Source organism: Pseudomonas sp. GW821-FHT01E05, assembly GCF_059422425.1.
The window spans coordinates 353,621-378,219 of the sequence record NZ_JBWKWW010000004.1 but is presented as its reverse complement, the minus strand read 5'-3'; the positions used below and the strand labels follow the sequence as shown (position 1 = coordinate 378,219).

Annotated in this window: 21 protein-coding genes; 13 read left to right on the top strand and 8 right to left on the bottom strand. The window is 59.0% G+C overall.

Annotated elements, in window-relative coordinates; genetic code table 11:
* Window positions 1-42: 42 nt before the first annotated feature.
* Window positions 43-1,770 (top strand): ABC transporter ATP-binding protein/permease, encoded by a 1,728-nt coding sequence (locus tag AC07W5_RS11045; RefSeq protein WP_495023337.1) that lies wholly within the window; start codon window positions 43-45, stop codon window positions 1,768-1,770.
* Window positions 1,771-1,840: 70 nt separating this feature from the next.
* Entirely contained in the window at window positions 1,841-2,590 is a 750-nt protein-coding gene (locus AC07W5_RS11040; protein WP_495023336.1) for a FadR/GntR family transcriptional regulator, read from the top strand.
* A gap of 20 nt (window positions 2,591-2,610) precedes the next feature.
* On the opposite strand, the gene AC07W5_RS11035 is transcribed toward AC07W5_RS11040, so the two are convergent.
* Window positions 2,611-2,940, bottom strand: coding sequence for a hypothetical protein (locus AC07W5_RS11035; protein WP_495010232.1), 330 nt, complete (start codon window positions 2,938-2,940; stop codon window positions 2,611-2,613).
* A 156-nt stretch (window positions 2,941-3,096) separates the two neighbouring features.
* A complete protein-coding gene (locus AC07W5_RS11030; protein ID WP_495010233.1) occupies window positions 3,097-3,288 on the bottom strand; it encodes a hypothetical protein in 192 nt (63 codons plus the stop codon).
* Between the two features lie 179 nt (window positions 3,289-3,467).
* On the opposite strand from AC07W5_RS11030, the gene kdgD reads away from it, so the two are divergent.
* The 5 genes from kdgD to AC07W5_RS11005 all read left to right on the top strand — a co-directional run bounded on the left by kdgD (window position 3,468) and on the right by AC07W5_RS11005 (window position 10,042).
* Complete coding sequence (gene kdgD / locus AC07W5_RS11025) at window positions 3,468-4,379, top strand: 5-dehydro-4-deoxyglucarate dehydratase (protein WP_494995208.1); 912 nt, start codon at window positions 3,468-3,470, stop codon at window positions 4,377-4,379.
* Between the two features lie 53 nt (window positions 4,380-4,432).
* Window positions 4,433-5,878: an aldehyde dehydrogenase family protein gene (locus AC07W5_RS11020; protein WP_494995207.1), complete on the top strand. Its 1,446-nt coding sequence runs from the start codon at window positions 4,433-4,435 to the stop codon at window positions 5,876-5,878.
* Between the two features lie 177 nt (window positions 5,879-6,055).
* On the top strand, window positions 6,056-7,420 hold the full coding sequence (locus tag AC07W5_RS11015) for an MFS transporter (RefSeq protein ID WP_494995206.1): 1,365 nt from the start codon (window positions 6,056-6,058) through the stop codon (window positions 7,418-7,420).
* An 11-nt stretch (window positions 7,421-7,431) separates the two neighbouring features.
* Window positions 7,432-8,985, top strand: a complete 1,554-nt coding sequence (garD, locus tag AC07W5_RS11010) for a galactarate dehydratase (protein ID WP_494995205.1) — start codon at window positions 7,432-7,434, stop codon at window positions 8,983-8,985.
* A 115-nt stretch (window positions 8,986-9,100) separates the two neighbouring features.
* Window positions 9,101-10,042 (top strand): AEC family transporter, encoded by a 942-nt coding sequence (locus tag AC07W5_RS11005; RefSeq protein WP_494995204.1) that lies wholly within the window; start codon window positions 9,101-9,103, stop codon window positions 10,040-10,042.
* 231 nt (window positions 10,043-10,273) lie between these two features.
* Here the strand turns inward: AC07W5_RS11005 and AC07W5_RS11000 are convergent, their stop codons facing one another.
* The 6 genes from AC07W5_RS11000 to gatC form a co-directional block, all read right to left on the bottom strand.
* Window positions 10,274-10,669, bottom strand: a complete 396-nt coding sequence (locus AC07W5_RS11000) for a carboxymuconolactone decarboxylase family protein (protein WP_494995203.1) — start codon at window positions 10,667-10,669, stop codon at window positions 10,274-10,276.
* Window positions 10,666-11,733 (bottom strand): calcium/sodium antiporter, encoded by a 1,068-nt coding sequence (locus tag AC07W5_RS10995; protein WP_495023335.1) that lies wholly within the window; start codon window positions 11,731-11,733, stop codon window positions 10,666-10,668. The genes AC07W5_RS11000 and AC07W5_RS10995 overlap by 4 nt, the downstream gene beginning before the upstream one ends.
* Window positions 11,734-11,783: 50 nt before the next feature.
* Complete coding sequence (locus AC07W5_RS10990) at window positions 11,784-12,155, bottom strand: septal ring lytic transglycosylase RlpA family protein (RefSeq protein ID WP_495023334.1); 372 nt, start codon at window positions 12,153-12,155, stop codon at window positions 11,784-11,786.
* Window positions 12,156-12,297: 142 nt separating this feature from the next.
* A complete protein-coding gene (gatB, locus tag AC07W5_RS10985) occupies window positions 12,298-13,743 on the bottom strand; it encodes an Asp-tRNA(Asn)/Glu-tRNA(Gln) amidotransferase subunit GatB (protein ID WP_495023333.1) in 1,446 nt (481 codons plus the stop codon).
* 10 nt (window positions 13,744-13,753) lie between these two features.
* The gene (gatA, locus tag AC07W5_RS10980; RefSeq protein WP_494995199.1) at window positions 13,754-15,205 is read right to left on the bottom strand and encodes an Asp-tRNA(Asn)/Glu-tRNA(Gln) amidotransferase subunit GatA; all 1,452 of its coding nucleotides are present in this window, start codon (window positions 15,203-15,205) and stop codon (window positions 13,754-13,756) included.
* Window positions 15,206-15,221: 16 nt separating this feature from the next.
* Window positions 15,222-15,509 carry an Asp-tRNA(Asn)/Glu-tRNA(Gln) amidotransferase subunit GatC gene (gene gatC, locus AC07W5_RS10975; protein WP_003197816.1) on the bottom strand — a complete coding sequence of 96 codons (288 nt, stop codon included), beginning with the start codon at window positions 15,507-15,509 and terminating at the stop codon, window positions 15,222-15,224.
* A 210-nt stretch (window positions 15,510-15,719) separates the two neighbouring features.
* Between gatC and mreB the strand changes: the two genes are divergently transcribed.
* The 6 genes from mreB (at window position 15,720) to AC07W5_RS10945 (ending at window position 24,571) form a co-directional block, all read left to right on the top strand.
* Window positions 15,720-16,757 (top strand): rod shape-determining protein MreB, encoded by a 1,038-nt coding sequence (gene mreB / locus AC07W5_RS10970; RefSeq protein ID WP_002555108.1) that lies wholly within the window; start codon window positions 15,720-15,722, stop codon window positions 16,755-16,757.
* A 142-nt stretch (window positions 16,758-16,899) separates the two neighbouring features.
* Complete coding sequence (mreC, locus tag AC07W5_RS10965) at window positions 16,900-17,991, top strand: rod shape-determining protein MreC (RefSeq protein ID WP_494995216.1); 1,092 nt, start codon at window positions 16,900-16,902, stop codon at window positions 17,989-17,991.
* The gene (mreD, locus tag AC07W5_RS10960; RefSeq protein WP_495023332.1) at window positions 17,991-18,479 is read left to right on the top strand and encodes a rod shape-determining protein MreD; all 489 of its coding nucleotides are present in this window, start codon (window positions 17,991-17,993) and stop codon (window positions 18,477-18,479) included. Before mreC ends, mreD begins: the two co-directional genes overlap by 1 nt.
* A gap of 92 nt (window positions 18,480-18,571) precedes the next feature.
* Window positions 18,572-19,177, top strand: coding sequence for a Maf family protein (locus AC07W5_RS10955; protein ID WP_494995197.1), 606 nt, complete (start codon window positions 18,572-18,574; stop codon window positions 19,175-19,177).
* A gap of 57 nt (window positions 19,178-19,234) precedes the next feature.
* Window positions 19,235-20,692: a ribonuclease G gene (gene rng / locus AC07W5_RS10950; protein ID WP_495023331.1), complete on the top strand. Its 1,458-nt coding sequence runs from the start codon at window positions 19,235-19,237 to the stop codon at window positions 20,690-20,692.
* A gap of 75 nt (window positions 20,693-20,767) precedes the next feature.
* Window positions 20,768-24,571, top strand: coding sequence for a YhdP family protein (locus AC07W5_RS10945; RefSeq protein WP_495023419.1), 3,804 nt, complete (start codon window positions 20,768-20,770; stop codon window positions 24,569-24,571).
* The last annotated feature ends 28 nt before the right edge of the window (window positions 24,572-24,599 follow it).

The window sequence follows — 24,599 nt, the reverse complement described above, 5'->3', positions numbered from 1 at the left end:
GATCGGCTCGACGCGTGTTCTTTTCCCTATAGAGCCTGAACAATGAATCAGAACGCTGAATATTCTGCGGTCAACGACGCTGTGAGTGGGCAATTCCTGCGGCGGGTCTGGCGCATGACTACGCCGTACTGGCGCAGTGAGGAGAAGGGTAAGGCATGGACGCTGTTAATAGCCGTGATCGCGCTGTCATTGTTCAGCGTGGCGATCTCGGTGTGGATCAACAGTTGGTACAAAGACTTCTATAACGCGCTGCAAAAGAAGGACGATGCGGCGTTCTGGCAGTTGATTCTGTATTTCTGCGGGATCGCCGCAGTGGCTATCCTCGGGGCGGTGTATCGGTTGTATCTGACGCAGATGCTGACCATCCGCTGGCGGGCCTGGCTGACCGAGCATCATTTTGCCCGCTGGCTTGGAAGCAAGAACTACTACCAGTTGGAACAGGGCGGTTATACCGATAACCCGGACCAACGGATTTCCGAAGACCTCAACAGCTTCACCTCCAACACCTTGAGCCTTGGGTTGGGGTTGATCCGGACCGTGGTCAGTCTGGTCTCGTTCTCGATCATTCTCTGGGGCGTGTCGGGTAGTATCGAAGTCTTCGGCTACACCATTCCCGGTTACATGTTCTGGTGCGCGCTGGTGTATGCGGTGGTTGGCAGTTGGCTGACTCATTTGATCGGCCGGCGCCTGATCAGCTTGAACAACCAACAACAACGCTTTGAAGCTGACCTGCGTTTTTCCCTGGTACGGGTCCGTGAAAATGCCGAGAGCATTGCGCTGTATAACGGCGAACCCAACGAGAACAAACGGCTGAGTACCCGTTTTGGCATGGTCTGGCAGAATTTCTGGGAGATCATGAGGGTGTCAAAACGCCTGACATTCTTCACAGCCGGTTATGGTCAGATTGCTATTATCTTCCCGTTCATCGTCGCGGCACCGCGTTACTTTACCGGCAAGATCGAGCTCGGCGAGCTGATGCAAATCAACTCGGCGTTCGGCAACGTTCAGGAGAACTTCAGCTGGTTCATCACCGCGTACTCCGAGATCGCAGCGTGGCGCGCCACCTGTGACCGGTTGCTGAGCTTTCACCAGGCCATGAGCGAAAACGAAGAGCGGCCGCCGGCAATAGATGTGCAGAGCCAGGGCGATGAGCTGAAAGTGCACAACCTGGGGCTGGACCTGGCCGACGGCCGTCATTTGCTGGCCGGCGCCAACATGAGTGTTGCGGCGGGTGAGCGATTGATGCTCAGCGGCCGTTCCGGTAGCGGCAAAAGTACCTTGCTGCGGGCTATGGGTCACCTCTGGCCCAGCGGCCACGGCAATATCCGCTTGCCGGCCCAGCGCTATCTATTCCTGCCGCAAAAGCCTTATTTGCCGATTGGCAGCCTGCGCGACGCCCTGAGTTATCCACAGCCGGGTGACGTTTATCCTCACGAGCGTTATGTGCAAGTGCTGGAGACCTGCCGTTTACCGCATCTGATCCCGCGTCTGGATGAGAGCAATCACTGGCAGCGCATGTTGTCGCCGGGCGAACAGCAACGCTTGGCCTTTGCCCGCGCGCTGCTCTACGCCCCGCATTGGCTGTACATGGATGAAGCCACTTCGGCGATGGACGAAGAAGACGAAGCGGCGCTTTATCAAGCCTTGATTCATCAGTTGCCGGGCTTGAGCATCGTCAGCGTCGGGCATCGCAGCAGTCTCAAGCGTTTCCACTCACGGCATGTGCGCATCGAGGGTGGTCACTTGGTCGAGCAAACGGTGACGGCGTAGTCAACAGTGATCGTACAACCCGGTTGAGCTATGATACGGGTTCAGCCGTTTGCCGAGAAAGATGTTCACCATGGAAAACCAGATCGAGGCGCCACGCCTTCCGCGCAAACGTCGCAGCCTTGCGCAAGAGTTGGTGACGGTGTTGTCCGAGCAGATCCGCGACGGTCAGCTGCAGCGCGGTGACAAGCTGCCCACCGAGTCAGCGATCATGGAGGCTCATGGCGTCAGCCGCACCGTGGTGCGCGAAGCGATTTCGCGCTTGCAGGCCGCAGGGCAGGTCGAGACTCGCCACGGTATCGGCACCTTTGTGCTGGACACACCCAGCCCGAGCGGCTTTCGTATCGATCCGGCGACCGTGGTGACCTTGCGTGATGTGTTGGCGATTCTTGAGCTGCGTATCAGCCTGGAAGTGGAGTCTGCCGGCCTCGCGGCGCAACGCCGTAGCGCCGAGCAGTTGGCGGCGATGCGCGCGGCACTGGATGCGCTTAACGAAAGTGCCGCCCGTGCCGGTGATGCGGTAGCGTCGGATTTCCAGTTTCATCTGCAGATCGCACTGGCCACCGGCAACCGTTACTTCACTGACATCATGACCCACCTGGGCACCAGCATCATTCCTCGCACCCGGCTCAACTCCGCGCGTCTGGCCCATGATGACCAGCAGCACTACATGAGCCGTTTGAGTCGTGAACACGAAGAAATTTATGAAGCGATTGCTCGCCAGGACTCGGACGCAGCCCGTGCGGCCATGCGTTTGCACCTGACCAATAGCCGCGAACGTCTGCGCCACGCCCATGAAGAGGCAGAGGCGCAGCGGGGCTAGGTTGGTGATCGTATGAGGCTTTACGCAACTACGTTTGCAGAAACCGGGTCAGATTCAATTCCGTCTACGGTGTAGGTAACGCGCCCCCTTTTGCCCTCCTGAGTGGCATAGACACCGCGATCAATGAGGACATCAAGCACTGCTCCAGTGCCGGATACTTTATCACTCCAGTTGGAATTTGGCCCCGCAGTCCATTTCACCAAGACCTCCTTACCCACAGGGAAGTTTTGAGTATCGATTCTGGCTAGAATGCCGGCAGAGTTAGCTTGGATAGAGATCACACCGTTCAGCGGCTGCCCGGAGCGGTTTAACAAAGTAGGTGCTACATAAGTTTTTTGTTTCACTGTCATGATGAAATTTCCTTCTTTCAATAATTGAAGACATCTGAGGTTCTCAGTCGTCCGACTTGACTTGGCCGCGACCAGGTCAAGCTGGAATCTATGCCGGCGCGAACCCTGTCGCTACTATCAGAAATGATAGTAGCGACAGGCGGTCATCGAGCGGATTCAGCCGCTCTTGAGAATCGAACGATCCACTCTCACCGCCAGTTGTCCTCCAACGGGCTTGGCATTGAACGCCACATTCCCTTGTTCATCCACGCTCGCCCTGGCAATCGGCGCGCCATTGGAAAGCAGTTCCAGCGGTGCGCCTTTGAGGGATTGGCCTGAGGCCAGTTCGAGGGTCAGGTTAATAGTCATCAGTGATTACGACCGCTTCGCGGCCGGACGTAGCCTTTGGCAACTGCTACGGGAAGATCATCGAGCCAATCAGATGAATTGCAGTTGACGATTATAATTTAAGTTGTACGATGACGTACGACATCGGCCAAGGCTGACGTACCTCTTCATCACAACGTGCTTCCCAGGGTGTTCGAATAATGAATCCACAAGAACTGAAGTCCATCCTCTCTTCCGGTCTGCTGTCTTTTCCGGTGACCGATTTCAATGCCCAGGGCGACTTCCATCGCGCTGGCTACATCAAGCGTCTCGAGTGGCTGGCCCCGTATGGCGCCTCGGCCTTGTTCGCGGCGGGTGGCACCGGTGAGTTCTTCTCCCTGGCGGCCAGCGAGTATTCGCAAGTCATCAAGACGGCCGTCGACACCTGCGCCGCCAGTGTGCCGATCCTTGCCGGTGTCGGCGGCTCTACCCGCCAGGCCATCGAATACGCTCAAGAAGCCGAGCGCCTGGGCGCCAAAGGTTTGTTGCTGTTGCCGCATTACCTGACTGAAGCCAGCCAGGACGGCGTCGCCGCCCACGTTGAGGCGGTGTGCAAATCGGTAAAAATCGGCGTGATTGTCTATAACCGCAACGTCTGCCGTCTGACCGCGCCATTGCTGGAACGCCTGGCTGAGCGCTGCCCGAATCTGATTGGCTACAAGGATGGCGTGGGTGATATCGAGTTGATGGTGTCGATCCGTCGTCGCCTCGGCGATCGCTTCAGCTACCTTGGTGGCTTGCCGACCGCAGAGGTCTACGCCGCGGCTTACAAGGCGTTGGGCGTACCGGTTTACTCCTCGGCGGTGTTCAACTTCATTCCGAAAACCGCGATGGATTTCTATCACGCCATCGCCCGTGAAGATCACGCCACCGTCGGCAAAATCATCGATGACTTCTTCCTGCCGTACCTGGATATCCGCAACCGCAAGGCCGGGTACGCGGTGAGCATCGTCAAGGCCGGAGCAAAAATTGCCGGCTACGACGCAGGCCCTGTGCGCACTCCGCTGACTGATCTGCTGCCAGAAGAATACGAAGCACTGGCTGCGCTGATCGACAAGCAAGGTCCGCAGTAAGAATTTTCCTGGGCCGCCGAGCAATCAGCGGCCATCGTGCAAGGAGATTGCTCGTGTCAGATACAAAACGATTCGATAACTACATCGGCGGCCAATGGGTCGCTGGTACCGACTACTCGACCAATATCAATCCATCCGAGTTGTCCGATGTCATTGGCGAATACGCCAAGGCCGACCTGGCTCAGGTACACGCCGCCATCGACGCTGCCCGTGCCGCGTTCCCGGCCTGGTCGACGTCCGGTATTCAGGCGCGCAGTGATGCGCTGGATAAAGTCGGCAGCGAGATCCTCGCCCGTCGCGAAGAACTCGGCACGCTGCTCGCTCGGGAAGAGGGCAAAACGTTGCCCGAGGCTATTGGCGAAGTGTCCCGCGCCGGCAACATCTTCAAGTTCTTCGCCGGTGAATGCCTGCGCTTGTCGGGCGATTACCTGCCGTCGGTGCGTCCGGGCGTCAACGTTGAAGTCACCCGCGAAGCCCTGGGTGTGGTCGGTCTGATCACGCCGTGGAACTTCCCGATTGCCATTCCAGCCTGGAAGATCGCCCCGGCGTTGGCCTACGGTAATTGCGTGGTGCTCAAACCGGCCGACCTGGTGCCGGGTTGCGCTTGGGCGTTGGCGGAAATCATCTCCCGCGCAGGCTTCCCCGCTGGCGTGTTCAACCTGGTGATGGGCAGCGGCCGAGTGATCGGTGACGCTATGGTCAACAGCCCGAAAGTCGACGGCATCAGCTTCACTGGCTCGGTCGGCGTGGGTCGGCAGATCGCGGTCAGCTGTGTATCGCGCCAGGCTAAAGTGCAACTGGAAATGGGCGGCAAGAACCCGCAGATCATTCTCGACGATGCCGACCTCAAGCAAGCGGTCGAGCTGGCGGTACAGAGCGCGTTCTACTCCACCGGGCAGCGTTGCACCGCCTCGAGCCGTTTTATCGTCACCGCAGGGATTCACGATACATTCGTCGAAGCCATGGCCGAGCGTATGCGCTCGATCAAGGTCGGCCATGCGTTGAAGTCCGGAACCGATATCGGTCCGGTGGTCTCTCAAGCGCAGCTTGAACAGGATCTGAAGTACATCGACATCGGCCAGTCCGAAGGTGCGCGACTGGTCAGTGGCGGTGGCCTGGTGACCTGCGATACCGAAGGCTACTTCCTCGCACCGACGCTGTTTGCCGACAGCTCGGCCCAGATGCGCATCAGCCGTGAAGAGATCTTCGGACCGGTGGCCAATATCGTTCGTGTAGCGGATTACGAGGCAGCGCTGGCCATGGCCAACGACACCGAATTCGGTCTGTCGGCGGGCATCGCCACCACCTCGCTGAAGTACGCCAACCACTTCAAGCGCCACTCCCAGGCCGGGATGGTGATGGTCAATTTGCCGACCGCCGGCGTTGATTACCATGTGCCGTTTGGTGGTCGAAAAGGTTCATCCTATGGTTCTCGCGAGCAAGGTCGCTACGCGCAGGAGTTCTACACCGTTGTAAAAACCAGCTACGTCGGTTCGTAACACGCACCACCCTGTAGGAGCAGCCGGTCGACGCTCGATTGCTCGCGATGCACTCGAAATTACCGCGGTATTCCTGATGCCCCGCGTTATCGTTGACGACCATCGCGAGCAAGCTCGCTCCTACAGAAATCAAAAATCATTACCCGCAAAAAAAATAATTAGTGGGAGTACATCTACATGCAAGCGACCAAGCCGACGCATGTCCGCTATTTGATTTTGCTCATGCTGTTTCTGGTGACCACAATCAACTACGCCGACCGCGCAACCATCGCCATCGCAGGCTCCAGCCTGCAAAAAGACCTTGGCATCGACGCCGTCACCCTCGGCTATATCTTCTCCGCATTTGGCTGGGCCTACGTGGCCGGGCAAATCCCCGGCGGCTGGCTGCTCGACCGTTTCGGTTCGAAAAAAGTCTATGCCCTGAGCATTTTCACCTGGTCGCTGTTCACCGTGCTGCAAGGCTATGTGGGTGAGATCGGTGTATCCACCGCCATCGTCGCATTGTTCATGCTGCGCTTTCTGGTGGGCCTGGCCGAAGCGCCATCCTTCCCCGGTAATGCGCGCATCGTTGCGGCCTGGTTTCCGACTGCAGAGCGTGGAACGGCGTCGGCGATCTTCAACTCGGCGCAATACTTTGCCACGGTGATCTTCGCCCCGCTGATGGGCTGGATCGTCTACCGCTTCGGCTGGCAGCATGTGTTCGTGGTAATGGGCGCAATCGGCATTGTGTTCTCGCTGGTCTGGCTGAAAATTATCCACAGCCCGCGCCAGCATCCGATGATCAACGACGCCGAGTTCAAACACATCGCCGATAACGGCGGCCTGGTCGACATGGATCAGGACAAAGGCAAGGGCAAGCGCACCGACGGTCCGAAATGGGACTACGTGCGTCAGTTGCTGAGCAACCGGATGATGCTCGGCGTGTACCTGGGCCAATACTGCATCAACGGTATCACCTACTTCTTCCTGACCTGGTTCCCGGTGTACCTGGTTCAGGAGCGCGGCATGACCATTTTGAAGGCGGGTTTCATCGCTTCTTTGCCGGCCATCTGCGGTTTTATCGGCGGCGTATTGGGCGGGATTATTTCCGACTACCTACTGCGCAAAGGTCATTCCCTGACCTTCGCCCGCAAGGCACCGATTATTGGCGGTTTGCTGTTATCCACCAGCATCGTGGCCTGCAACTACGTCGATATCGAGTGGATGGTGGTGGGTTTCATGGCCCTGGCGTTCTTCGGTAAAGGTGTTGGCGCGCTCGGTTGGGCGGTGGTGTCCGATACCTCGCCGAAACAGATCGCCGGCCTCAGTGGTGGCCTGTTCAACATGTTTGGCAACATCGCTTCGATTACCACGCCGATCGTGATCGGCTACATCATCAGCTCTACCGGTTCATTCAAATGGGCGCTGGTGTTTGTCGGTTGCAATGCGCTGGTGGCGGTCTTCAGTTATCTGGTGATCGTCGGCCCGATCAAACGCGTGGTGCTCAAGGAGCCGCCGAGTGCCGGCCCGGAACTTAATAAATTTTCTCAAGCTCATTCCTGAGGAGCGGCGTCATGCAGTTGATTGAACATTCCGACTCGCCGCGCTACATCCGTCTGCACGAGCTGGATAATGTAGTGATTGTGGTCAACGACCAGGGTGTGCCGGCCGGTACCGAGTTCCCGGACGGCCTGGTGACTGTGGATTTCGTCCCGCAAAGCCACAAGGTGACGCTGGAAGATATTCCCGAAGGCGGCCAGGTGATTCGTTACGGTCAGACCATCGGTTACGCCTTGCAGCCGATCCCGCGTGGCAGCTGGGTCAAGGAAGATCAACTGCGCATGCCCACCGCGCCGCCGCTGGACAGTTTGCCGCTGTCCACCGAGGTACCGGCCGCACAAGCACCACTGCAAGGCTTCACGTTCGAGGGGTATCGCAATGCCGACGGCACTGTTGGCACGCGCAATATTCTGGGTATCACCACCACCGTGCAGTGTGTGACCGGTGTGCTGAATCATGCGGTCAAGCGTATACGCGACGAGCTACTGCCCAAGTACCCGCATGTCGATGATGTGGTGGCGCTGACCCACAGCTACGGCTGCGGTGTGGCGATTACCGCCACCGATGCCTACATCCCGATCCGCACCGTGCGCAATCTGGCGCGCAACCCGAATCTGGGCGGCGAAGCGCTGGTCATCAGTCTGGGTTGCGAGAAGTTGCAGGCCGGCCAGGTGATGCATGAGAACGACAGCTCGGTGGACCTCAGTGAGCCGTGGTTGTATCGCTTGCAGGACTCCAGCCACGGTTTCACCGAGATGATCGAACAGATCATGGCGCTGGCCGAAACCCGTTTGAAGAAACTCGACCAGCGCCGTCGCGAAACCGTGCCGGCGTCCGAATTGATTCTCGGCATGCAGTGCGGCGGCAGTGATGCGTTTTCCGGGATCACCGCCAACCCGGCGCTCGGTTATGCCTCGGACTTGCTGTTAAGAGCGGGTGCGACGGTGATGTTTTCCGAAGTGACCGAAGTGCGCGATGCCATCTACTTGCTGACCTCGCGCGCCGAAACCGAGGAGGTGGCGCAGGAGTTGGTGCGCGAGATGGACTGGTACGACCGTTACCTGGCCAAGGGTGAAGCGGATCGCAGCGCCAATACCACGCCGGGCAACAAGAAGGGCGGGTTGTCGAATATCGTCGAGAAGTCGTTGGGCTCCATCGTCAAATCCGGCAGCAGCGCGATTAACGGCGTGCTTGGTCCGGGCGAACGCTTCAAGCGTAAAGGCCTGATCTTCTGCGCGACGCCGGCGAGTGATTTTGTCTGTGGCACCCTGCAACTGGCGGCCGGGATGAACCTGCATGTGTTCACTACCGGGCGGGGTACGCCTTATGGCCTGGCTATGGCACCGGTGGTGAAGGTCTCGACCCGTACCGAACTGGCCCAGCGCTGGCCGGACCTGATCGACATCGATGCCGGGCGCATTGCCACCGGCCGCGCCAGCATCGAAGAGCTGGGTTGGGAGCTGTTCCACTTCTACCTGGACGTCGCCAGCGGCAAGAAACAGACCTGGGCCGAGAAGCACAAATTGCACAACGACATCACGCTGTTCAATCCGGCGCCGATTACCTGACCTTATGATTATTCCCACGCTCGCGCGTGGGAACGATCCTGGATTGCGATGCGGCTTATCTGTCGCTGCTGGCTTATCATTAGCCCCCTAATGACAGGCACAAGGTTCACCAGGCATGCTGGCAATCTTTCTCGAAACACTGAATATCACCGCGCCAGTGTTTGCCATGTTGTTTTTGGGGGTGTTGCTCAAACGCATCGGCTGGATCGACGACAATTTTATCCACACCGCGTCGGCACTGGTGTTCAACGTCACCATGCCGGCGTTGTTGTTTCTCGGCATCCTGCATGCCGATCTGCATTCGGCGTTGCAGCCATCATTGCTGATCTATTTCGCCATCGCCACGTTGGTCGGTTTTGCCATTGCCTGGGGTTGGGCGATCTGGCGTTGCCCGCAGGAAGACCGTGGGATCTACGCCCAGGGCGCGTTTCGTGGCAACAACGGCGTTATTGGTCTGGCCTTGGCAGCGAGTATGTATGGCAGCTACGGGATTTCTCTCGGGGCGATTCTCGCGGGGCTGGTGATTGTGTTCTACAACACCCTCTCGACCATTGTGCTGGCGGTCTACAGTCCGGTCATCAAGTCTGATCCATGGAGCGTCTGCAAAAGCGTGTTCAGCAACCCGCTGATCATCAGCGTGTTTTCCGCGGCGCCGTTCGCCTATTTCCGGATAGGCCTGCCCAACTGGCTGGAAACCTCCGGCGGGTATCTGGCGCAGACGACTTTGCCACTGGCACTGATTTGCATCGGTGGCACGCTGTCGCTGGCGGCGTTGCGCAAAAGTGGTGAGCTGGCGTTGAGCGCAAGCCTGGTGAAGATGATTGGTTTGCCGGTGCTGGCTACATCTGGGGCCTGGCTCTGCGGCTTTCGCGGGGCGGAGTTGGGGATTCTGTTTCTGTACTTCGGCAGCCCGACTGCCGCCGCCAGTTTCGTCATGGCCCGACAGGCCAACGGCAATCACGAATTGGCGGCCGCCATCATCGTGATCACCACGTTGATGGCGGCAGTGACCACCAACATCGGGATCTTCTTGTTGCAGTGGGGTGGGTGGATCTAGTGGCCTGTGTGGCTAGTTCTGTTAGTCAACTTCGGCGCCAGCAGCCCATATCCTGCGTTGCTGTTCCTCGCCATAGCGGGCTATGACTCGTCACAGCGCCTTGGCTCTGGGCCGCCGGCATCCGAATTTGAGCTAACGAACTAGCCACACAGGCCACTAGGCCTTGGATCTTCATAGCTCTTTAGATCCATTCGCGGGCAAGTCGGATCTGCCACCGAAAATCCCGGCTAATTACTCGGCCTGCTGATACTCATCAATCACTTCCTGCGCCGCACGAAACGCATCGATTGCGGCCGGCACACCGGCATACACCGCACAGTGCAGCAGCGCTTCGCGAATCTCTTCTACGGTGCAGCCGTTGTTCAGTGCGCCGCGTACGTGGCCTTTGAGTTCCTGCGGGCATTTGAGCGCGGTGAGGGCGGCGAGGGTAATCAGGCTGCGGGTTTTCAGCGGCAAACCTTCGCGGTTCCAGACACTGCCCCAGGCATGTTCATTGACGAAGTCCTGCAACGGTTGGGTGAACTCGGTGGCATTGCCCAGCGCGCGGTCGACGAAGGCGTCGCCCATCACCTGGCGACGTATTTCGACACCTGCTGCTTTTGAAGGCGTAGGCTTGTTGTCGGTCATAGCGATTCCCTCTTGTGTTGGCGGCGCCAGGCGCTCAGTGACGTGAACAGCAGAAATGCCACCAGCGCCGGCAGGACGAAAAACAGCATCAAGTGTTCCAGCTTGCCGGCCAGCGGCATGCCAGTGGTGAACGACACCACGTGTAGTCCGTAAGCCAGATACAAGCTCAGAAACAGCACACCCTCGGCGCGGGTAATCCGGTAGCCCGAATAGAACACCGGCAAGCACAGCACGGCGACCCCGAGCATTACCGGCAGGTCGAAATCCAGCGCATTGGGCGACACAGATAAAGGTGTTGGCGCCACCAGCGCGGTGACGCCCAACACCCCCAGCAGGTTGAACAGGTTGCTGCCGATCACATTGCCCACGGCGATATCGCGTTGACCGCGCAAGGCGGCGATCAGTGAGGTGGCAAGCTCCGGCAGCGAGGTGCTGACTGCAATGATGGTCAGCCCGATGATTCGCTCCGATAACCCAAGCTCGGTAGCGACCTTGACTGCCGCATCGAGCAGCAGATGGCCGGCGTACGCCAGCAGGGCCAACCCGCCCAGCATCATCACCAGGCTGCTGAACCAGGGGGCGCGAATCCTGGACGTTCCATTGTCGTGTTTGTGTTGAGGGCGAGCAGCACGCCGCGACTGGCGTAGCAACAGCCCGAGATACAGAACCAGTGCCATCAGCAGCACCGCCCCATCCAGTGGTGTCAGCTCTTCGTTGTGGGCCAGTACGAATACCAGCAGGCTGGCGCCGATCATCAACGGAATGTCCAGCCGCACCAGTTGCCGGGAAACCCGCAGTGGAATGATCAGTGCCGAGAGGCCAAGGGTGACCAGGACGTTGAAGATGTTGCTGCCGATCACGCTGCCGACGGCGATGTCGGTGTTTTCCGATAAGGTTGCTTGCAGGCTCACGGCCATCTGTGGGGCACTGCTGCCGAAGGCGACGATGGTCAGGCCGATGATCAGTGGGCGGACTTTCAGCCGGGTCGCCAGGCGTACGGCGGCGCGGACCAGCAGTTCGGCGCCGGCGATCAACAGTACCAGACCACAGAGCAACTGGATCACTTTGAGCAGCGGTAAATCGGCTAATCCGAATATGGTCAGGGCTCCGCGGCTCAGTTGTTCAAGGCTTGCACGCGAACCCGCGTGGTGCCACTGCGCAGCATCCCCAATTGTGCGGCAGCATCACGTGACAAGTCGATCAAACGGCCGCGCACATGCGGCCCGCGGTCGTTGATGCGTACCACCACGGTCTTGTCGTTGTTCAGATTGGTGACTTTCACTTGTGTGCCGAACGGCAGTTGGCGATGAGCGGCGGTCAGGGCGTGCTGGTTGAAGGGTTCGCCACTGGCGGTACGTTTGCCATGATGCTTGGCACCGTAATAGGACGCGCCGCCCGTTTCGTCATAACCGCGTGGATCGATGTCATGGCTGGCACAACCGGCCAGCAGAGAGAGCAGGGCGCAAGCGCTAAACAGACGCTTCATAGGGGACTCCCGAAGTTGATCGTTCGCCGATCGTTCCCACGCTCTGCGTGGGAATGCCTCACTGGACGCTCCGCGTCCGCTGTTGTGACGCAGAGCGTCACGGGCTGCATTCCCACGCAGAGCGTGGGAACGATCACTGTGGTCAGCCTTCAAGCTTGCTTTTCAGCAGTTCGTTGACTTGTTGCGGGTTGGCCTTGCCTTTCGATGCTTTCATCGCCTGACCGACGAAGAAGCCGAACATCTTGCCGCGTTTGGCTTCATCAGCCGCGCGGTATTGTTCGACCTGTTCGGCGTTGGCCGCGAGCATCTCGTCGAGCACTTTGGAGATTTCGCCGGTGTCGGTTACTTGCTTCAGACCACGCTTGTCGATGATCTCGTCAGCGCTGCCTTCGCCGTTGGCCATACCTTCAAAGACCATCTTGGCGAGCTTGCCGGAGATGGTGTTGTCCTTGATGCGCAGCAACATACCACCCAACTGCTCGGCTGAAACCGGCGCTTCGTCGATTTCCAGACCTTGTTTGTTCAACAGGCTGCCCAGCTCGACCATGACCCAGTTGGCCGCCAGCTTGGCGTCGCCGCCGATGCTCACGACTTTCTCGAAGTAATCCGCTTGCTCACGGCTCGAAGCCAGCACGCTGGCGTCGTAGACCGACAGCCCGAACTGCTCCTGGAAGCGCTCGCGTTTCTGCGGTGGCAATTCCGGCAAGGTGGCGCGGATGTCGGTGAGGAACGAGTCCTCGATGACCACCGGCAACAGGTCCGGATCGGGGAAGTAACGGTAGTCGTTGGCTTCCTCTTTGCTGCGCATGGCGCGGGTTTCGTCTTTGTTCGGATCGTACAGGCGGGTCTGCTGAATGACCTTGCCGCCATCTTCGATCAACTCGATCTGGCGACGCACTTCGGTGTTGATCGCCTTCTCGATGAAGCGGAACGAGTTGACGTTCTTGATCTCGCAGCGCGTGCCGAATTCAACCTGGCCTTTGGGGCGGACCGACACGTTGCAGTCGCAACGCAGCGAGCCTTCGGCCATGTTGCCGTCGCAGATGCCCAGGTAACGCACCAGTGCGTGGATCGCCTTGACGTAAGCCACGGCCTCCTTGGCGCTACGCATGTCCGGCTCGGAGACGATCTCCAGCAGCGGCGTGCCAGCGCGGTTCAGGTCGATGCCGGTGGCGCCGCTGAACTCTTCATGCAGGCTCTTGCCGGCGTCTTCTTCCAAATGCGCGCGGGTGATGCCGACGCGTTTGACCGTGCCGTCTTCCAGCGGGATGTCCAAATGGCCTTTGCCGACGATCGGCAACTCCATCTGGCTGATCTGGTAGCCCTTGGGCAAATCCGGGTAGAAGTAGTTTTTGCGGGCGAACACGTTGTGCTGGCCGATATGTGCATCGATCGCCAGGCCGAACATCACCGCCATGCGCACCGCTTCCTGGTTCAGCACCGGCAAGACGCCGGGCATGCCCAGGTCTACCAGGCTGGCCTGGGTATTCGGCTCGGAGCCAAACGTGGTGGCGCTACCGGAGAAAATCTTCGATTGGGTGGCGAGCTGGGTATGAATCTCCAGCCCGATCACGACTTCCCATTGCATGTGTTTCTCCTCAGAAGCCTGTCGGGGTGCGGGTGTGCCAGTCAGTGTTGAGCTGATACTGGTGGGCGACGTTCAACAGACGGCCTTCCTGGAAGTACGGGGCGAGCAATTGCACGCCGACCGGCAGACCATCGACGAAACCGGCTGGCATGGACAAGCCCGGCAGGCCCGCAAGGTTGGCGGTGATGGTGTAGACGTCTTCCAGGTACGCAGCGACCGGGTCGCTGTTCTTGGCGCCGAGTTTCCAGGCCGGGTTCGGCGTGGTTGGGCCGAGGATGATATCGACCTCATTAAAGGCAGCCATGAAGTCGTTCTTGATCAGGCGACGAATCTTTTGCGCCTTCAGGTAGTAGGCGTCGTAGTAACCGGCCGACAGCGCGTAGGCGCCGACCATGATCCGGCGCTGCACTTCCGGGCCGAAACCTTCACCGCGCGAACGTTTGTAAAGGTCGGTCAGGTCTTTCGGGTCTTCGCAGCGATAGCCGAAACGCACACCGTCAAAACGCGACAGGTTGGAGGACGCCTCTGCTGGAGCGATCACGTAGTACGCAGGGATCGCGTGCTGCATGTTCGGCAGGCTGATTTCCTTGACCAGCGCGCCGAGCTTTTCCAGCTCCTTGACGCTGTTGTGGATCAGTTCGGCGATGCGTGGATCGAGACCGGCGCTGAAGTACTCCTTCGGTACGCCGATGCGCAGGCCCTTGAGCGAACCGTTGAGGCTGGCGCTGTAATCCGGCACGGGCTCGTCGATGCTGGTTGAGTCCTGCGGATCGAAACCGGCCATGCCTTGCAGCAGGATCGCGCAGTCTTCAGCGGTACGCGCCAACGGACCGCCCTGATCGAGGCTGGAGGCGTAAGCGATCATGCCCCAGCGCGAAACACGACCGTAGGTCGGTTTCAGGCCGGTGAGGTTGGTCAGTGCTGCCGGCTGTCGGATCGAGCCACCGGTGTCGGTGCCGGTCGCCGCAGGCAACAGACGAGCGGCAACCGCCGCCGCTGAACCGCCGGACGAACCGCCTGGAACGTGTTCCAGGTTCCACGGGTTTTTCACTGCGCCGTAGTAGCTCGATTCGTTGGCCGAGCCCATGGCGAACTCGTCCATGTTGGTCTTGCCCAGCGTGACGGCGCCGGCGGCAGCCAGTTTGGCGACCACGGTGGCGTCATACGGCGCCTTGAAGTTGTCGAGCATCTTCGAGCCGCAGCTGGTGCGAATGCCCTGGGTGCAGAACAGGTCTTTGTGAGCGATCGGCGCGCCGAGCAGGGCACCGCTCTCACCGTTGGCCCGGCGTGCGTCAGCGGCTTTCGCCTGCTGGAGCGCCAGGTCCTCGGTGAGGCTGATGAAGCTGTTGAGCTGCGGGTCGAGCCGGGCAATACGCGCCAGCAGAACCTTGGTCAGCTCTTCGGAGGAAAACTTTTTGTCGGCGAGTCCGCGGGCGATCTCGGCCAGAGTCAATTGATGCATTGCAGGCTCTTTCCCTTTAGTCGATGACTTTCGGAACCAGATACAGGCCGTTTTCGACCGCTGGTGCGATGGACTGATAGGCCTCGCGATGATTGGACTCAGTCACGACGTCTGCGCGCAGGCGTTGGCTGGCTTCCAGTGGGTGGGCCAGAGGCTCGATACCGTCGGTATTCACAGCCTGCATTTCATCGACCAGGCCGAGAATACTGTTCAGGGCGGAAGTAATATGTGGAAGATCGGCTTCATTGAGGCCAAGACAGGCCAGATGAGCGATTTTTTCCACGTCGGAGCGTTCAAGCGCCATGGGATTCTCCAGTGGAAAACAGAACGGATGCTATCCGTGTGTTAGATTGTCGGAACACTACCGCATTTCTACGGTCATAAGGCCGCGATTGTGGGGCTTGGTGCACAGAAAAGCGGCCAATTTAACATATTGGCGCCTTGCCCAAAATCCCTGTCGTTGTTAGAGTTTGCCGCACTTTTTTACCCACGCGTTGCCTAGGGTCCCTTCCCCATGTTCAAGAAACTGCGTGGCATGTTTTCCAGCGATCTTTCAATTGACCTGGGCACTGCCAACACCCTTATTTACGTGCGTGAGCGCGGTATCGTCCTGAATGAACCATCGGTTGTGGCCATTCGGACGCACGGTAATCAGAAAAGTGTCGTTGCCGTCGGCACTGAAGCCAAGCGCATGCTCGGCCGTACACCCGGCAACATTGCTGCCATTCGTCCGATGAAGGACGGCGTGATCGCCGACTTCAGCGTCTGCGAAAAAATGCTGCAGTACTTTATCAACAAGGTTCACGAAAACAGCTTTCTGCAGCCTAGCCCTCGTGTGCTGATCTGCGTTCCATGCAAATCCACCCAGGTTGAGCGTCGCGCCATTCGTGAGTCGGCTCTGGGTGCCGGTGCCCGTGAAGTGTTCCTGATCGAAGAACCAATGGCTGCTGCCATTGGTGCCGGTCTGCCAGTTGAAGAAGCCCGCGGCTCGATGGTCGTCGATATCGGTGGTGGTACCACTGAAATTGCGCTGATCTCCCTCAATGGTGTGGTTTACGCTGAATCCGTACGGGTTGGCGGCGACCGCTTCGACGAAGCGATCATCACCTATGTGCGTCGTAACTACGGCAGCCTGATCGGTGAGTCCACCGCTGAGCGCATCAAACAGGAAATCGGTACGGCCTACCCGGGCGGCGAAGTCCGTGAAGTCGATGTTCGCGGTCGTAACCTGGCTGAAGGCGTTCCACGCGCATTTACCCTGAACTCCAATGAAGTGCTGGAAGCTCTGCAAGAGTCCCTGGCAACCATCGTTCAGGCCGTGAAGAGCGCTCTGGAGCAATCGCCTCCGGAACTGGCTTCCGATATCGCCGAGCGTGGTCTGGTGCTGACCGGTGGTGGCGCCTTGCTGCGTGACCTGGACAAGTTGCTGGCCCAGGAAACCGGTCTGCCGGTAATCGTTGCCGAAGACCCGCTGACTTGCGTTGCTCGCGGCGGTGGCCGTGCATTGGAAATGATGGATAAGCACACGATGGATCTGCTTTCCAGCGAGTAATTTCGCGGGATGCATCTATGCTGTTCCGCTCTCAGGCAGCACTTTGCAGTGCTGCCTGTTGGCGTTCATCTTCTGTCAATCTGCTCCAGGCCGGTTTGATGCCGTATGAATAACGAGAACATTTGCCTGGGAGGAGCGGCTTATTAAACCGCTTTTCGCCAAAGGCCCCTCATTGGGCGTGCGCGTGTTGGTGCTGGTCGTGCTATCGGTCGCGCTGATGGTGGTCGATGCCCGCTTCACACTGCTCAAGCCGGTGCGTAGCCAGATGTCGCTGGTGCTGATGCAGTCTTACTGGATCACCGACCTGCCACAGCGGCTATTGCAAGGTGTTGCCAGTCAATTTGGCAGCCGTACCGAGCTGGTCGCCGAAAACGAAAAACTCAAGACCGAAAACCTGCTGTTGCAGGGCCGCATGCAAAAACTGGCGGCCTTGACCGAGCAGAACGTTCGGCTGCGCGAGTTGCTCAATTCTTCCGCGCTGGTCAACGAAAAGGTCGAAGTGGCCGAGTTGATCGGCATGGACCCCAATCCGTTCACCCATCGCATCATCATCAATAAAGGTGAGCGTGACGGTGTGGTCCTCGGCCAGCCGGTGCTCGATGCCCGCGGGTTGATGGGCCAGGTGGTCGAGTTGATGCCATATACCTCCCGTGTGTTGCTGTTGACCGACACGACCCACAGTATCCCGGTCCAGGTGAACCGTAACGGTCTGCGCGCCATCGCCAGCGGTACCGGCAATCCGGAGCGCCTGGAGTTGCGCCATGTGGCGGATACCGCAGACATCAAGGAAGGCGACCTGTTGGTCAGCTCCGGCCTCGGTCAGCGATTCCCGGCGGGCTACCCGGTGGCGACGGTCAAGGAAGTGATTCATGACTCCGGCCAGCCATTCGCGATCGTTCGGGCAGTTCCGACCGCAGCGCTGAACCGTAGTCGTTATTTGTTGCTGGTGTTCAGCGATAACCGTACCGCCGAAGAGCGAGCCAACGACGCCGCACAGGCTCAGGAAGCGCAAGATCGGCAAAACGGTACCGCCCCGATAATTCCGGCAACCGTTCCCAAACCTGTCACGCCGCCAGTGCCAGCTGTAGCTCCGGCTGTTGCAACGCCAGCGTCTGCTGCCGTGCCAGCCAAACCGGTTGCCCATACCCGTGCGCATCCCGTCAAACCGGCTACCCCGGCAGCGGCGAAGCCACCTGCTGCGGCTCCGGCGGCCACCACTCGGGAGAGGCAGTAATGGCAGGTATTCATTCGCGCAATGGCTGGATGGTCTGGCTGACCTTTGCCATTGGCTTGTTACTCAGCGTTTCGCCGTTGCCGCAGTTCATGGAAATTCTCCGGCCACTGTGGCTGGCGTTGCTGTTGGCGTTCTGGACTCTGGCGCTGCCGCAAAAGGTCGGCATGGTCACTGCCTGGTGTCTCGGTCTGGCGGAAGACGTGCTGTACGGTACGTTGCTCGGGCAGAACGCCTTGATTCTGACCTTGATCACTTTCCTGGTGCTGTCATTGCAGCAGCGTTTGCGCATGTTCCCGATGTGGCAGCAAAGTCTGGTGATACTTGTGATCTTCGGCCTGGCCCAGCTGGTTCAGCTGTGGCTGAGTGCTTTGACCGGTAACCGCCAGCCGACTCTGGCGCTGGTATTGCCAGCATTGGTCAGTGCTTTACTCTGGCCGTGGGTCAGCTTCGGTTTGCGTGGATTGAGTCGGCGCTACAAAATCAATTGATCCGGTCAGGCTTAGGGTCTGTTGACGCTTGGTGGCGGTTCGTCACCAAGCGTCAACAGACCCTACCCACACCTCGACAGGGAGATGTCTTGATGTATCCGCTTTATCTGGCCTCTGGCTCACCACGTCGACGTGAACTGCTGACGCAGATCGGCGTGCCTTTTACCGCTATCAGCGCGGATATCGATGAAACCCCTCTGATTGACGAATCTCCGGCGGCCTATGTCGAGCGTCTGGCTCGCGGCAAGGCTGAAGCCGGGCATGGGGTGCTTGCGGTCAGCGAATCCGACGCACCAATTTGTGTGCTGGGTGCAGATACCGCCGTGGTACTTGACGGGCACATTCTCGGTAAGCCGGTTGATGAAGCAGATGCCCTGGCCATGCTTATGGCCCTGTCCGACCGCGAACATGAAGTGCTGACCGCGATAGCCGTGCTCGACGGTCAACGTTGTGAGTCGCGCGTGGTTCGCAGTCTGGTGCGGTTTCGGTCGATCAGTGGCGAAGAAGCAGCGGCCTATTGGGCCAGTGGCGAGCCGCAGGATAAGGCCGGCGGTTATGGGATTCAGGGGCTGGGTGCGGTGTTTGTCGCAGGGCTCAATGGCAGTTATTCAGCGGTCGTTGGCCTGCCGGTGTGCGAAACCGCAGAACTACTCGGCCATTTCGGCATACCCTGTTGGCAAAACCTTACAGTGCGCTAAGCGCCGTACCTGACTGACGCGGCCATTATCGTGAATACGCTTGAGCGAGACCCTGCCATGAGTGAAGAGATTCTGATCAACATCACGCCGATGGAATCGCGCGTGGCGGTGGTTGAAAACGGTGTTTTGCAAGAGGTTCATGTCGAGCGCACCCAGAAGCGCGGGATCGTCGGCAACATCTATAAAGGCAAGGTGGTCCGGGTTCTGCCAGGTATGCAGGCGGCGTTCGTCGATATCGGTCTGGACCGCGCGGCATTTATTCACGCTTCGGAAATCTCCATGCGTGAAGGCCCGGCGGTGGAAAGCATCGGCGCCCTGGTCCATGAAGGGCAAAGCCTTGTCGTGCAAGTCACCAAGGATCCAATCGGTTCCAAGGGCGCGCGCTTGACCACTCAGTTGTCTATTCCGTCGCGTTATCTGGTGTACATGCCGCGCACCGCCCACGTCGGCATTTCCTTGAAGATCGAAGACGAAGCCGAGCGCGAGCGGCTCAAGCAGGTGGTCAGCGACTGCGTGACGAAGGAAGGTATCAAGGAAGCCGGTGGCTTCATCCTGCGTACGGCCGCTGAAGGCGCCGGGGCCGATGAGATCCTGATGGACATCCGCTACCTGCGAAGATTGTGGGATCAGATCGCGGAGCAGATCAAGACCATCAGTGCGCCGAGCGTCATTTATGAAGACCTGGGCCTGGCTTTGCGCACCTTGCGCGATCTGGTCAGCCCGAAGATTGAGAAAATTCGCATCGATTCCCGGGAAACCTTCCAGAAAACCACTCAGTTCGTCGCTGAACTGATGCCGGAAATCGCCGACCGCCTTGAGCACTATCCCGGCGAGCGGCCGATTTTTGATCTGTACGGTGTCGAAGACGAGATCCAGAAGGCCCTGGAGCGCAAAGTGCCGCTCAAGTCCGGCGGCTATCTGGTGGTCGATCCGGCGGAAGCCATGAGCACCATCGACGTCAACACCGGGGCTTTTGTCGGCCATCGCAACCTTGAAGAGACAATCTTCAAGACCAACCTCGAGGCCGCGACGGCGATTGCCCGTCAACTGCGCCTGCGCAATCTCGGCGGAATTATCATCATCGACTTCATCGACATGGAGGACGAGGAGCACCAGCGCCAGGTGTTGCGCACACTGGAAAAGCAGCTGGAGCGTGATCACGCCAAGACCAACATTATCGGTATTACCGAATTGGGCCTGGTGCAGATGACCCGCAAGCGTACCCGCGAAAGTCTTGAGCAGGTGCTGTGCGAACCGTGCAGCAGTTGTCAGGGCCGCGGCAAGTTGAAGACTCCGGAAACGGTTTGCTATGAAATTTTCCGCGAAATCCTGCGCGAGGCTCGGGCTTACGAGGCTGTGGGCTATAGAGTGCTGGCCAATCAAAAAGTAGTTGATCGGTTGCTTGACGAAGAGTCGGGGAACGTTGCGGAGCTGGAAGGGTTTATCGGACGGACTATCCGTTTCCAGGTCGAAACCATGTACTCCCAGGAACAATATGACGTGGTGCTGCTCTGAATCGGCGTGCTGTACTTTTATTGGAAGCGGCTGGATTGAGCGTTTTGCATGACTACGCCATGGGGGCCACCTGACATGGAGCGTTTGATACGCTTTTTTGTTGCTTTGACTCGCTGGGGGCTGGGACTTTGCGCCTTGATGTTGGTGTTGACTGCGCTGTACGTCAGCCTTGGTCGCGAACTCATTCCGCTGGTCGCCGAGTATCGAGGTGATGTCGAGGCCAAGGCCCGCGAAGCGACGGATATGCCATTGAGCATTGGCAGCCTCGAAGGCAGCTGGAGCGGTCTGGCGCCGATTCTGCTGGCCCGCGATGTGGTGGTCAGTAAGGGTGCCAATGGGTTGCGCCTGGATCATGTGCGGGTAGTGCCGGATGTCTGGGCCAGCCTGCTGGCTCGCGAGGTCCGTATCGCCCATCTCGAACTCAACGGCCTGAAACTGAGCCTGAAGGAAGACCAGAACGGCCATTGGGCACTTGAAGGGTTGCCGGTTCAACAGGGTCAACCCGTCGATCCCGAGCAACTGCTCAATCGCATGCAAATGATTGTTCAGCTGTCGGTGCTGGACAGCCAGGTCACTTTGCAGCCGTTCAATGAAACCCCACTGACCCTGACGAATGTCGGCCTGAACCTTAAAACCGGTCTGACCCGCCAGCGTCTCGATGCTCGCTTGACCTTGCCCGACGGCCAGCCCATGGCTCTGAGCTTGCGCACTCGTGTGCGTGCCAGCCACTGGCGAGATGCTGAGACGGATGCTTACCTGAGCCTGCCGCAAAGCGATTGGGCGCGCTGGCTGCCCGCGCGGTTGACCCAGCAATGGAAGTTTTCCGAGCTCAAGGCCGGTGGCGAGCTTTGGCTGAGCTGGGCTGAGGGCACTGTGCAAAGCGCTGTGGCCCGCCTCAATGCCCCGCAAGTCAAAGGCGCCTACACCGGGCGAAAGCCGCTGACGATTCAGAATCTGGCGCTCAACGCCTGGTTCCAGCGTAGCGACGAAGGCTTCAGCGTACTTCTCGATTCGTTGGCCATGAACCTCGGCGAAACCCGTTGGGAGTCGCATGTGCAGCTTCAGCGGTTCGCCGCCACCGACAAAGCCGAAGAACGCTGGCGTGTCCAGGCTGATCGCCTTGATCTGACGCCGATCACACCTGTGCTGGATGCCTTGGTACCGGTGCCGGACAATGTCGAAGTGGTGATCGACAACCTCAAAGTCACTGGCGCCCTGCGCAATGTGCTGGTCGATTATCGCCCACAGGCAACCGACGACCAGCGTTTGAGTTTCGCCGCCAACCTGGAGCGGGTTGGCTTCAACGCTTATCACGGCGCTCCGGCGGCACGTAATGTGAGCGGTAGCATCAGCGGCGACCTTGGACAGGGCGAGCTGCGTATGGACAGCAAGGATTTTTCCCTGCACCTGGACCCGATCTTCGCCAAGCCATGGCAGTACATCCAGGCCAATGCGCGGCTGACCTGGAAGCTCGACAATGAAGGCTTCACCCTGATCGCACCGTACCTGAAAGTGCTGGGCGAGGAGGGCAAGATCGCCGGCGATTTCCTGATCCGTCTGCATTTCGATCATACCCAGGAAGACTACATGGACCTGCGGGTCGGTCTGGTCGAGGGCGACGGTCGTTATACCGCCAAGTATCTGCCGGCAGTCCTCAGTCCGGCTCTGGATGAGTGGTTGCGTACGGCAATTCTCAAGGGCGCGGTGGATGAAGGCTTCTTCCAGTACCAAGGCTCGCTGAACCACGGCGCCATCGACAACGCGCGCAGTATCAGCCTGTTCTTCAAGGTTCACGACGCTGAACTGGCGTTCCAGCCGGGTTGGCCGCACGTCGGCAAGGTCAGCGGTGATGTGTTTATCGAAGACAGCGGCGTACGAATTCTGGCAAGCAAAGGCCAATTGCTCGACACCCAGGTTCGCGACATCTACGTCAATATTCCCCATGTACCCGCCGGACAAACCAGCCGCCTGTTTCTCGACGGCGAGTTTGCGGGTGGCCTGGGCGACGGTTTGAAGATTCTGCAGGAAGCGCCGATCGGCACCGACTCGATTTTTGCCGGTTGGCAGGGGGAAGGTGACTTGCAGGGCAAGTTGAAACTGGATATTCCGCTGGCCAAAGGCGAGTTGCCGAAAATCCTGGTGGACTTCAAGACCGCCAAGGCCCGGCTGAAGCTGAGCGAACCCGAACTTGAACTGAGCCAGCTCAAGGGGGATTTCCGCTTTGACAGCAGCAAGGGTTTGAGCGGGCAGGGCATTACAGCGCAAGCTTTCGATCGGCCGATTACCGCGCAGATTTTTGCCGATGGCAAAGCGGGCAGCCTCAACACCCGCGTCGTTACCAAGGGGCAGGTGACGGTGAAGAAACTCACCGAGTGGCTGAAAGTCAGCCAGCCGTTGCCGGTTTCCGGCGACATTCCTTATCAGTTGCAACTGACGCTCAACGGCGCGGATAGCCAGCTCATGGTCAACTCCAGCCTTAAGGGCGTCGCGGTGGATCTGCCTGCACCTTTCGGCATGCCGGCCAGTGAAGGCCGCGACACCGTGTTTCGGATGACCCTGCAAGGGCCTGAGCGGCGTTATTGGGTCAACTACGGCGACCTCGCCAACTTCACCTTCGCAGCGCCGAGCGGCGGCATTGCCGATGGGCGCGGCGAGCTGTTTCTGGGCGCCGACAATGCAGTGTTGCCGGATGTTAAAGGCTTGCGTGTGCGCGGTGTGCTGTCGGAGCTGGATATCGAGCCCTGGAAAGCCTTGGTCGATCGCTATGCCGGCCAGGCCCCCGGCGACAGCGCCAGGCAACTGTTGAGCAGTGCCGACGTCCAGGTGAGCAAGCTCATCGGGTTTGGCAGCACACTCGATAAGGTCTCGTTGCAGTTGAATCGCAAACAAGCCTCTTGGGCTTTGCAGATCGATAGCCAACAGGCCAAAGGCAGTGTCGGCATCCCCGACGCCAAGGACGCTGCGGTGGCAATCGATCTGCAATATGTGCGTTTGCCGGCCATAGATCCCACCGTTCAGGCCGACGAAAATTCTCCGGACCCGCTGGCGTCAGTCGATCCCGGGAACATCCCGGCGCTGGATATCTCCATCGTCCAGTTGTTCCAGGGTAATGATCTGATTGGCGGCTGGTCGCTCAAGGTACGCCCTACCGCCAAAGGTATTGCACTCAACAGTCTGGATCTGGGCCTCAAGGGCATGGTGTTGCAGGGCACAGGCGGCTGGGAGGGCCCGCCAGGGGCCAGCAGCAGTTGGTACAAGGGGCGTCTGGGCGGCAAGAATCTTGCGGATGTGCTGAAGGGCTGGGGCTTTGCCCCTACCGTGACCAGTGAAGATTTTCATATGGATGTGGACGGTCGTTGGCCCGGCTCTCCGGCCTGGGTCGGACTCAAGCGCTTCTCCGGAAGCCTCGATGCAACGTTGCGAAAAGGTCAATTCGTTGAAGTAGAGGGCGGTGCACAGGCCTTGCGGGTGTTCGGCTTGCTTAACTTCAACTCGATTGGTCGACGTCTGCGTCTGGATTTCTCTGACCTGTTCGGGAAAGGCTTGAGTTACGACCGGGTAAAAGGCCTGCTGGTGGCCAGCAACGGGGTGTACGTTACCCGTGAACCGATCACCCTGACCGGACCGTCGAGCAATCTGGAACTCAATGGCACGCTGGACCTGGTTGCCGATCAGGTCGATGCCAAGCTGTTGTTGACGTTGCCAGTGACCAACAACCTGCCGATCGCCGCGTTAATCGTCGGTGCGCCGGCGATTGGCGGGGCATTGTTCCTGATCGACAAGCTTATCGGTGATAGCGTGTCCCGTTTCGCCAGTGTGAAATACAACGTCAAAGGCCCGTGGAAAGAACCGAAAATCACCTACGACAAGCCTTTTTGAAAAACCACGCCTGGGGCTATGGGAGTAG

Excerpts from the sequence above, each read along its gene's own strand:
- AC07W5_RS11000 (WP_494995203.1), bottom strand. The coding sequence starts at position 10,669 with ATGACCGACAACAAGCCTACGCCTTCAAAAGCAGCAGGTGTCGAAATA.
- gatA (WP_494995199.1), bottom strand. The coding sequence starts at position 15,205 with ATGCATCAATTGACTCTGGCCGAGATCGCCCGCGGACTCGCCGACAAA.
- AC07W5_RS11005 (WP_494995204.1), top strand. The coding sequence starts at position 9,101 with ATGCTGGCAATCTTTCTCGAAACACTGAATATCACCGCGCCAGTGTTT.
- AC07W5_RS11045 (WP_495023337.1), top strand. The coding sequence starts at position 43 with ATGAATCAGAACGCTGAATATTCTGCGGTCAACGACGCTGTGAGTGGG.
- AC07W5_RS11040 (WP_495023336.1), top strand. The coding sequence starts at position 1,841 with ATGGAAAACCAGATCGAGGCGCCACGCCTTCCGCGCAAACGTCGCAGC.
- gatB (WP_495023333.1), bottom strand. The coding sequence starts at position 13,743 with ATGCAATGGGAAGTCGTGATCGGGCTGGAGATTCATACCCAGCTCGCC.
- AC07W5_RS11015 (WP_494995206.1), top strand. The coding sequence starts at position 6,056 with ATGCAAGCGACCAAGCCGACGCATGTCCGCTATTTGATTTTGCTCATG.
- AC07W5_RS10955 (WP_494995197.1), top strand. The coding sequence starts at position 18,572 with ATGTATCCGCTTTATCTGGCCTCTGGCTCACCACGTCGACGTGAACTG.
- mreD (WP_495023332.1), top strand. The coding sequence starts at position 17,991 with ATGGCAGGTATTCATTCGCGCAATGGCTGGATGGTCTGGCTGACCTTT.
- AC07W5_RS10945 (WP_495023419.1), top strand. The coding sequence starts at position 20,768 with ATGGAGCGTTTGATACGCTTTTTTGTTGCTTTGACTCGCTGGGGGCTG.
- AC07W5_RS11030 (WP_495010233.1), bottom strand. The coding sequence starts at position 3,288 with ATGACTATTAACCTGACCCTCGAACTGGCCTCAGGCCAATCCCTCAAA.
- gatC (WP_003197816.1), bottom strand. The coding sequence starts at position 15,509 with ATGGCGCTTGAACGCTCCGACGTGGAAAAAATCGCTCATCTGGCCTGT.
- mreB (WP_002555108.1), top strand. The coding sequence starts at position 15,720 with ATGTTCAAGAAACTGCGTGGCATGTTTTCCAGCGATCTTTCAATTGAC.
- kdgD (WP_494995208.1), top strand. The coding sequence starts at position 3,468 with ATGAATCCACAAGAACTGAAGTCCATCCTCTCTTCCGGTCTGCTGTCT.
- garD (WP_494995205.1), top strand. The coding sequence starts at position 7,432 with ATGCAGTTGATTGAACATTCCGACTCGCCGCGCTACATCCGTCTGCAC.
- rng (WP_495023331.1), top strand. The coding sequence starts at position 19,235 with ATGAGTGAAGAGATTCTGATCAACATCACGCCGATGGAATCGCGCGTG.
- AC07W5_RS10990 (WP_495023334.1), bottom strand. The coding sequence starts at position 12,155 with ATGAAGCGTCTGTTTAGCGCTTGCGCCCTGCTCTCTCTGCTGGCCGGT.
- AC07W5_RS11035 (WP_495010232.1), bottom strand. The coding sequence starts at position 2,940 with ATGACAGTGAAACAAAAAACTTATGTAGCACCTACTTTGTTAAACCGC.